1 protein-coding gene is annotated in these 1417 nt (G+C 50.6%); it reads right to left on the bottom strand.

Annotation, left to right across the window (positions count from 1 at the left end; translation table 11 throughout):
* A partial coding sequence (locus KDK19_RS05460; protein ID WP_257291503.1) for a PEP/pyruvate-binding domain-containing protein occupies positions 1 to 1417 on the bottom strand: 1417 nt, incomplete at both ends.

Here is a 1417-nt window from a genome sequence, read left to right as displayed (position 1 = left end):
CCGGTGCCAGCGCCTCTACAAAGCGCTGATGCAGGGTAAAAATCAGCTCATGGACGCTCCGCACCTGATCAGCCGTATTGGGTTTGAGTGCTTGAAGACAGCATTGGAGCTGATAGCAGTCTTCTATCCATTGACGAAAATTTCGCCGGGATACCTGCCCTTCTTCAGCGGCTTGCATTGGCAGAATGATACTCTTTAACCCGGATTGGATGGTCTTTTTCAAGGTCTCGAACCGGCAGATCAATTCTGGTAATTCATTCAACAATCGTTGGACCTCGGGTGAACAGCTTTCAATCGCCAACTGCAAGAATGCCCGGTAACCATCCAGCAGTTTTTCGGCCCCGTGAATTAGCCGGTTTATGTTATCTATGGTCTCAGCCAGTAGTTTTGATCGTTGTGGCGACATGCTCAGTTTTATCGGGTTTGCCAGACAACCCAGTCCACCATCAGGGGCAAAAAATCCCAGCAGGCGGGCATTTTGATCTGTGAGCCATTGAAAACCGCTGGCGACCTGACAGAATGTGCCTTCAGGGGGAGATAAATCATCCCGTGACGGGGCAGCTTTTACCGACGACACATCAGAAACAACAGAGGACAGGCTTCTGTGACTAGCCAGTTCTCTGGTCATGTCACCAGTGACAATGAAGGCACCAGACTTTCCGTTAAAGCGAGCACAGCCCAGTGTCGCTTGCTGGCCATCCTGAGCGACCACTGTCTCATACTCACCACCAGCCAGCATTAAGGGTGTTTTTTCCTGTCTCATGAGGATCGCTACATGATCATTGAACCCTCCTTCGGCAATAACAAAACCTCTTGCCCGTTTCAGGAACTCAGACACAAGCATCCACTCTTCAGCATGGTGGGCCACGACAATGGCTCCGTGTGGCATAGTGTCAGCCTCTTGTTTTTTGGCCAGCCAGATGGGCCCGGTGCAATAGCCTTCGCTGACGGTCTCGCCAATGGCGAGACTATCTTCCGGTATGTCCATGGCAAAATCCATGCCGCCTGAGAGTCGGGTTATAGGGCGCACCTGCAACACGAATAGGCAACCCTGATGATCGATGGCAAACTCCACATCCACAGGGCAGAGCAACAGGTCCTCCAGATTTGTCACCACCTTCCTGAGTTCTGAAACCATGTAATCACTGACTGGTTGTCTACCGTCGTTTGATTGAACATCTGCATCATTAATTTCTCTTTCCGAGTAGCCGTTGGTGTTTTTTTGCAGGATGAATTGACTTGAGACTTTCCCGGGAACGTATTGATAATGGCCAGTTCCTTCTTTGCGATCCTGACGAAAAATATCGATACGGTGCGGCGTGTTGCCAAATTGCCCTGACACCACGCCTTTGGGTTGACCGCGAGTGTACTCAACCCTGACGGTATCATCCTGAAAAGATTGAAAGCTCATGGCGAC

It is taken from the genome of Endozoicomonas sp. ONNA1 (assembly GCF_024606325.1).
Taxonomy (GTDB): domain Bacteria; phylum Pseudomonadota; class Gammaproteobacteria; order Pseudomonadales; family Endozoicomonadaceae; genus Endozoicomonas_A.
Note: the sequence above shows the minus strand (reverse complement) of the source record. Positions and strands in the feature narration are given on the sequence as shown.